This is a genomic window from Paenibacillus monticola, assembly GCF_009664975.1.
Lineage (GTDB): Bacteria > Bacillota > Bacilli > Paenibacillales > Paenibacillaceae > Paenibacillus_AQ > Paenibacillus_AQ monticola.
Genome location: NZ_WJXB01000021.1, coordinates 58,066 through 64,366, shown reverse-complemented (window position 1 = coordinate 64,366; position 6,301 = coordinate 58,066). Strand labels below are relative to the sequence as shown.

Sequence of the window (6,301 nt, the reverse complement as noted above, 5' to 3'; positions counted from 1 at the left end):
TCTTGGTCCCGTCTACAAAATAATGATCTAGGGAGACGTACTTTTCCTCGGTCAAGAACTGCAATACGGCGGTAAACACGGTTTCGAGGACCTCTTTCATCCGCTGGGAACGGAAGCGATTGAGGGTGCGAAAGTCCGGGCGCTGCCTTCCGGCTAGCCACATGAAGGGAATATATTCTCGCACAGCCTTGGCAATTTGACGGGAGGAATAGATGCGCTGGGTGTAGGCGTAAATAATGACTTTGGTTAGCATTTTAGGGTGGTAGCTGTCGCGGCCACCGCCGGGATACGCTGCGGCAAAGATAGCGTCGTCTAGCCGGTTGACGGCGGTATTGACAACACGAACGAGATGATTTTCTGGAATGTCGTCCTCTAAATCCATTGGCAGGCAAAGTTGGTCCATGGTATATTGAATATACAAAGAAATCGCTCCTTTGAAATGGTTGCTGGTACTTCCATTTTACCAAAGGGCGATTTCTTTTTGTGATTTCAATGAAGATTTTGAGTATGATTTTTTTCCGCTGAACCCAGCGGAGAGGACGGACTGATTGCGGAAAAGCGGTAGCGGTCGCCTTTGTGTCCGGATTTTCACCGCTAAGGGAAATTCAAAAAAATCTGGACACAACAGCGATTGGAGCAACGGTCCGTTCGCGGAGCGTCCTCACAAGCACAACCGTTTAACTGACTCCAAAGACAAGGGGCGTCCCAAGCAGCCATTTCATGGCTTATGGGACAGCCTCTTTCTTTGGATGGAAACGAGTGAGGACAAGATTTTTCAAAACTGCAAACACTCGATATTCAAAAACAGAAAGCATGAGAATACGCCAACACAAGAAAGAGCTACAGGAGAACCTCCAACAGCCCACTCCTCGTCCTGTCCCTCGACAACAACACCATCAAAGGACTAGGATTCCTCTTCTTTTCGGAATATTATCGACAAGTAGCTGCGGAGAACTAAGGAACCGCCGTATACCGAACGGTATGTAGGGTGGTGTGGGAGATCGGCTACTCAACTAATGGGTAGTCTCCTATCCGATTTTCTTTGGCTATCTTGTTAAACTATCCTGCCCGTTAGTTCAATGCTCTTCCCCCGTTCGCAAGCCAAAACAGCTTTTATCTTCCAATAAAAAACTCTTGGACAAGCGATAGTTAACAAGGCGTCAAAATAGATTCCACAAAGAATGAATGGATTGTGAGAAAGGAAAGTAATTTACTATGGGTTGAAAAACTAAGATTAAAACGAGTGGAATTTACCGACGTGCCATCAATGGTAGTTTGAATAGCCGATAGATAAGAAAATTGGCTTGTTCTCGGACTTAGCTTTGGCAAAAGCTTCGTCTCCCCAGACATTGCATAGTGTTAGTTTACCCAAAGTGGTGGGGGAAAGCGCAAAAAAGAAAAGTGCCTTATACGGTCTTGCTATTAAACAAGGAAACCAGCAGATAATATGATTACCAACTTTTTGCTTCCTAAGATAGGATATGCGCCCTCCGTTCTGAATCTATGGATTATAAGCTATGTAACATGGAGGAATATAAAGAAAGTGAATTTACGCTCACACATTCCGATATATAGATATGGATATGTGCACAATAATCAGTCCAGTAACTGAAAAATGCGTACTGAAGTGCTGGCAGTGCAGATAAAAGATCAACATAATCATTTCATTTGCCAACCAGAAAAGTGTGCTAATTTATTCTGATAGAGTCTAATCGGCTGTCTTTGACCACTTTTTCAGCCAAAAATTCAATTCCTGATATTCAGCCTTATTTGTTAGAACTGACAGTTTGGGATGTCTCGTTTACCGCCGGTTCGGCAGGAGCCAACGCCAGCTTTAGTGACAGGGTTGCAACAAAGGATATGACCAATCCTGTCGCGCAGGCGATAAGGAAGCCGCTGAATCCGTCCCCCAAATAAGCTGGCAAGGTTGCCAATCCGGGAAAGGCGAAAGAAATCGCAGCCGAGTGAAAGAATCCGGCCATTCCACCGCCAATGGCTCCGGCACAGCAAACGACAACCATCGGCTTGCGTAGGGGAAGATTCACACCAAACATCGCGGGTTCGGTGACACCGAATAATGCTGAAATCGATGCGGATAATGCCAGAGTTTTAAAATTTTTATCCTTGGCTTTAAAGAAAACCGCCAATGCCGCTCCTGCCTGGGCGAAAGCAGCCGGACCCATCAAAGCTAAAATCGTATCCGAACCGTTGATTGTAATATTGTTTATGGCAAGAGGCACCAAACTCCAATGCAGTCCAAATATGACCATCACCTGGATGGCTCCCCCCAGAGCCATTCCCGCACCGACCGGGCTGAGATTATACACAAAGCCATAACCTTTAGCGAGCGCATCCCCCACGATCATGCCCATTGGACCAAAGACCAACAGCGTAACGGAAGAGACTATAATTATAGAAAATAATGGGGTGAAGAAGCCTCGGATGACTTCAGGTAAAACTTTAAAACAGAATCTTTCGATATATAGCAGCAAGCCCGTCGCCAGAATAATGGGAATGGCGCTGGCCGGATAAGTAACAGGCGTAATGCTCAGGCCAAAAAAGTTAATCGTTTGATCGTCTCCAAAGAGAGTGCTAAGACTCGGGTGCAGTAGCACTCCGGCAATAACTACGGCGGTAAATGGGTTTGCCCCGAATTTTTTAGCCGATGTAAATGCCAGAAGTACGGGAAGATAATAAAACAGGCTGTCAGCCATCGCATTCAGCACCTGATAGGTACCTTCCCTATTGTTTAACAAATCTAATGCCACTGCGGCAGCCAGCAAACCCTTCATTATTCCCGCCGCGCTCAAAATATTCACCAGTGGAAGAAAGATACCTGAAATCCCGTCTATAATGATATTAACTATGTTCTTACGGGGCTGCTCAACAGAAATAACTTGATTTCCAAACTTCATATGTACCTCCTACATTCCCAACAAATTAGCCGGTAAAGGCCTCCGCCCCAACCAAACAAAGATTACTATAACATAGATATTATCAATACAGGCACCCCTAAAATTAGAGTATTTAATACCCAATAGATAAAAAGACGGGCTTTGAACAAGAAGGAATTCGTAACTGTTCACAACTGAAGGTGTGGGTCAAGAAATGGCAAAACGGGGAGCCATTCGATGAGCGGAAGGGCAACGAGCCAAATCCATTGAAAGGGCGTTCTCTCACAGTCTTCGACAGCGTCGAGGAAGAACGAGACTACCTGAAGGCGCAGGGAGATTATTTAAAAAAACGTTATCCAAATCTAGTACGGGACAGGGATCATGAGAACGATATTACCGATATTTCTGACGGGACCAACTTTCATTATCTGTCCGTCATTCAAGATCTATTCAACAACGAGATCGTTACTTAATAATTGTCAGTTCGTAACGATGTTCAACTCGATTTAGATACCGTTACGCAGTGGACAAGAAAAAGAGACGTGTATTGGAAGCCGTGCTCCATTCGGATCAGGGCTTCCAATACACGTCTCAGGCATACAATACACGATTAGAAACCTTCGGCGTTAAAAGCCAGCCACTCTCGCAAAGCAACCTGCCTGGATAACACACGCGTGAATCCCCACGCCGGGTTTCGGGCGACTAAGACCTATAAATCGAAATCACTAATCTTCCATTGTCCGTCTTTCATCCGCTTAATTGTAAAATGATTTGTCATTACTTTATCCATTATTGCTTGATTCTGCTGAAAATAAAGTTGATTTCGTTGTACAGTTTCCACCATCATTTCATCTTTACCAATGGATTTAACGGAAATTGATCTTATATCCATTATTTGTTTATAACTTTCGTGAGTTCCAAGAAGTTTTGTAACTTTCAATGTCAAACTATTGCTTGGAACTAAGGCATTCTTTATCTTAGTCTCATCCCCCTGTTCAACTTGAAGCAAGAATCGTTCAACGGCGTTTTGAGCAAGACTAGATGTTGTGCCTAATCGTGCTTCTTTTATGCTTGGGTCCCATTCCATTTCTAACCCTGATACTTCTGCAACGATTTGAAGGGGGATGTAGACCGTTCCATCGTGACTCTCAGCCCCAACCGCAAGCTTTCGCTGTTTACCATTAAGATATACAGTGGTATCCCCTGGCTTAAATCGAATTTCTTTAGTTTCCATTTTTCCTGTGATCTCATGTGTTTTCTTATTCTCTACTACTTTAAAGCCTAATCTTTCAAGGAAATCGCGATATGGTACCAATACAACTCCATTTTTCATAATAGGCGAATAAGGGAGTTTGAATGACTCTCCATTAATACGCATGGAAGCTTTACGCAGGCCTATTTTAAACATCCCTATATTTTCAGTGATTCCGATTAAATCGCCCTCATTGTTCACAAGTAATTCGGTATGGGTAATAGCTGAATTATTACGTAACAAACAGAACATCTCATTCCCCATATCGTCTAATCCATAAATATTACCGTTCAAATCCGAAAAAAACACATGTCCTTTAGAATTCGTGACAATATTCTCTGGTGGTCCATATCTTCTCAATTTATAAGTCCATTTTATTTTCTTCGATAAATCCCTTGAGATGAGAACCGCACCTTCACCAGCTTCATAGGAACCGCCTTTCCATTTGATAGAATAATCGTAATTCGTAAAATTGCTTTGTAAATTCTGCTCTTCTACCTCGATTTTAACTGGTTTGCCTTGATCATCCAATAACATCCTCTTGTTGCCTATCTCAACAATGAGATATCCGTTTACATCCGAAAAATAAATATTGTCCACATTTGTTGTTGTGCCAAAAAGACGTTCCTGCGAAACCAAAATGTCTGTTTGATAAGTCCAATTTTTCTGTCCCTTTTTATTGTAAGAAACTATGCCTGTTTGCTCCAATACAATTAAATTTCCGTTACTATCCAACCAATAAATATCTGAGAAAGGACTATTTGGTTTAATAAAGTTTAGGTTTGCCCGAACCGTTTCGTCGGAATTGTATATTTTCAAAGATCCATGTTCAGTTATAGTTTTTGATTCTTCACCTATAATCTGAAGGGTGCTTGCATTATCATAAATTGTAGAAATAAGCATACCATCCGCAGTCCGATACACATCTGCACGTTCATCAAAGAACATCCAATTTCTTTTGCCCTCTCCGTCAATTGCTGTATATATGTCATTATAGTCCTTATAATAAACCAAATTATTCGAATATTTATTAAAACTAAATTGGCTTGCACTGCGAATCGTCCATTTCCACTCGTATGTACCGTTAGTTAGAAAATTCAACGATTTGTTTTCTTTCGCTCCATAATTATCATAAAATGTTACTGGGGGAATGATACTCTGCTCCTTGGTTAAATATTTTGATTTTGGACTGGCTTCTGAAATTCCTACCTTTGAAAAACTAATAAATATCATACAAAAGATAAGAAATCCTATTACTTTCCTCATGAATATAATCGCTCCTTCAAATTGCATCTACAATTTCACGATGTCATTGTACTTTCATCCATAAAGCATTCTGCCGATCATCTGGACTTGATAAAACTATCATTCCAGATTGATGACCTTCAGGAATTAAAAATCCAACCCAACCGTAGAAGGGTTTTTCTTCTGATACGCTGGGCGAATATTGGGAGAACATAAAAGAAGGAGTTCTCTTTAGAGTTACCGGGTCAATATACTCAAACCTATAATTATTTATTGACAGCAATGCCCCCGGTTTTTCAGATGCTAAGATTTCAAGGTTCACTTTTGCAAGTACATAGATATAACCGCTTGGAGCTGGTTCTTTTTTCTCCTGAAGGATTTCCAAAGCATTCTTTCCTGTGCTCGTTTCTTCGATGGCGACTGAACCAATAAATTTATCGAAATTTTCATTTATTTCAAAATATGCTTTTGAACCGGAACGTAATGGATTGGACTTAGTGTACCCGCCGTACATGCTTATGTCTCTTCTCAAAATACTGATTGTATTCGACTCAGGCATGACGTGGTATGACCCACCCAAACCTTCAATAACTGTGCGCAAAGGTACATAGGTCACTCCATCAATGACCTTTGCTTCTCCTTTAATATCAGCCCCGTTTACCCTTAAAGAGTATCCGGCAGTGGCCGCAAAGACCGTAATGGATAGACATACTACTGAAAATATACTAAGAAAACTTATTAGCATTAACTTTTTGTTCATTATTGACGTACTCCTTTACCTGAAGATATCTGGTCGATAACTGCCGCCTTGACCACTTCCCTTGTTCTGATGTTCATACATTAAGTTGATCCAACCATCTCGGTACCAATCTCATTATTTCTACAAAAATCTATTATTTTCCTTCTTTTT

6 protein-coding genes are annotated in these 6,301 nt (G+C 41.5%); 1 reads left to right on the top strand and 5 read right to left on the bottom strand.

Features of this window, described 5'->3' with window-relative positions; translation table 11 throughout:
• The 3 genes from GJB61_RS29950 to GJB61_RS29940 all read right to left on the bottom strand — a co-directional run.
• Positions 1 to 421 (bottom strand): transposase (locus GJB61_RS29950; protein WP_195724526.1); only part of this gene is annotated, 421 nt, incomplete at its 3' end.
• A gap of 843 nt (positions 422 to 1,264) precedes the next feature.
• Positions 1,265 to 1,372, bottom strand: a complete 108-nt coding sequence (locus GJB61_RS29945; RefSeq protein WP_229522531.1) for a DUF255 domain-containing protein — start codon at positions 1,370 to 1,372, stop codon at positions 1,265 to 1,267.
• A 394-nt stretch (positions 1,373 to 1,766) separates the two neighbouring features.
• On the bottom strand, positions 1,767 to 2,915 hold the full coding sequence (locus tag GJB61_RS29940; protein ID WP_154122678.1) for a PTS transporter subunit EIIC: 1,149 nt from the start codon (positions 2,913 to 2,915) through the stop codon (positions 1,767 to 1,769).
• A gap of 179 nt (positions 2,916 to 3,094) precedes the next feature.
• On the opposite strand from GJB61_RS29940, the gene GJB61_RS29935 reads away from it, so the two are divergent.
• The gene (locus GJB61_RS29935; protein WP_229522530.1) at positions 3,095 to 3,367 is read left to right on the top strand and encodes a hypothetical protein; all 273 of its coding nucleotides are present in this window, start codon (positions 3,095 to 3,097) and stop codon (positions 3,365 to 3,367) included.
• Positions 3,368 to 3,603: 236 nt separating this feature from the next.
• On the opposite strand, the gene GJB61_RS29930 is transcribed toward GJB61_RS29935, so the two are convergent.
• Together GJB61_RS29930 and GJB61_RS29925 are read right to left on the bottom strand one after the other, a co-directional pair.
• Positions 3,604 to 5,412: a copper amine oxidase N-terminal domain-containing protein gene (locus GJB61_RS29930; RefSeq protein WP_195724525.1), complete on the bottom strand. Its 1,809-nt coding sequence runs from the start codon at positions 5,410 to 5,412 to the stop codon at positions 3,604 to 3,606.
• A 43-nt stretch (positions 5,413 to 5,455) separates the two neighbouring features.
• Positions 5,456 to 6,151, bottom strand: a complete 696-nt coding sequence (locus GJB61_RS29925; protein ID WP_154122676.1) for a hypothetical protein — start codon at positions 6,149 to 6,151, stop codon at positions 5,456 to 5,458.
• Between the last annotated feature and the right edge of the window lie 150 nt (positions 6,152 to 6,301).

Bases quoted from the DNA above. Each gene is read 5' to 3' on its own strand.
- GJB61_RS29930 (WP_195724525.1), bottom strand. From the start codon at position 5,412: ATGAGGAAAGTAATAGGATTTCTTATCTTTTGTATGATATTTATTAGT.
- GJB61_RS29940 (WP_154122678.1), bottom strand. From the start codon at position 2,915: ATGAAGTTTGGAAATCAAGTTATTTCTGTTGAGCAGCCCCGTAAGAAC.
- GJB61_RS29925 (WP_154122676.1), bottom strand. From the start codon at position 6,151: ATGAACAAAAAGTTAATGCTAATAAGTTTTCTTAGTATATTTTCAGTA.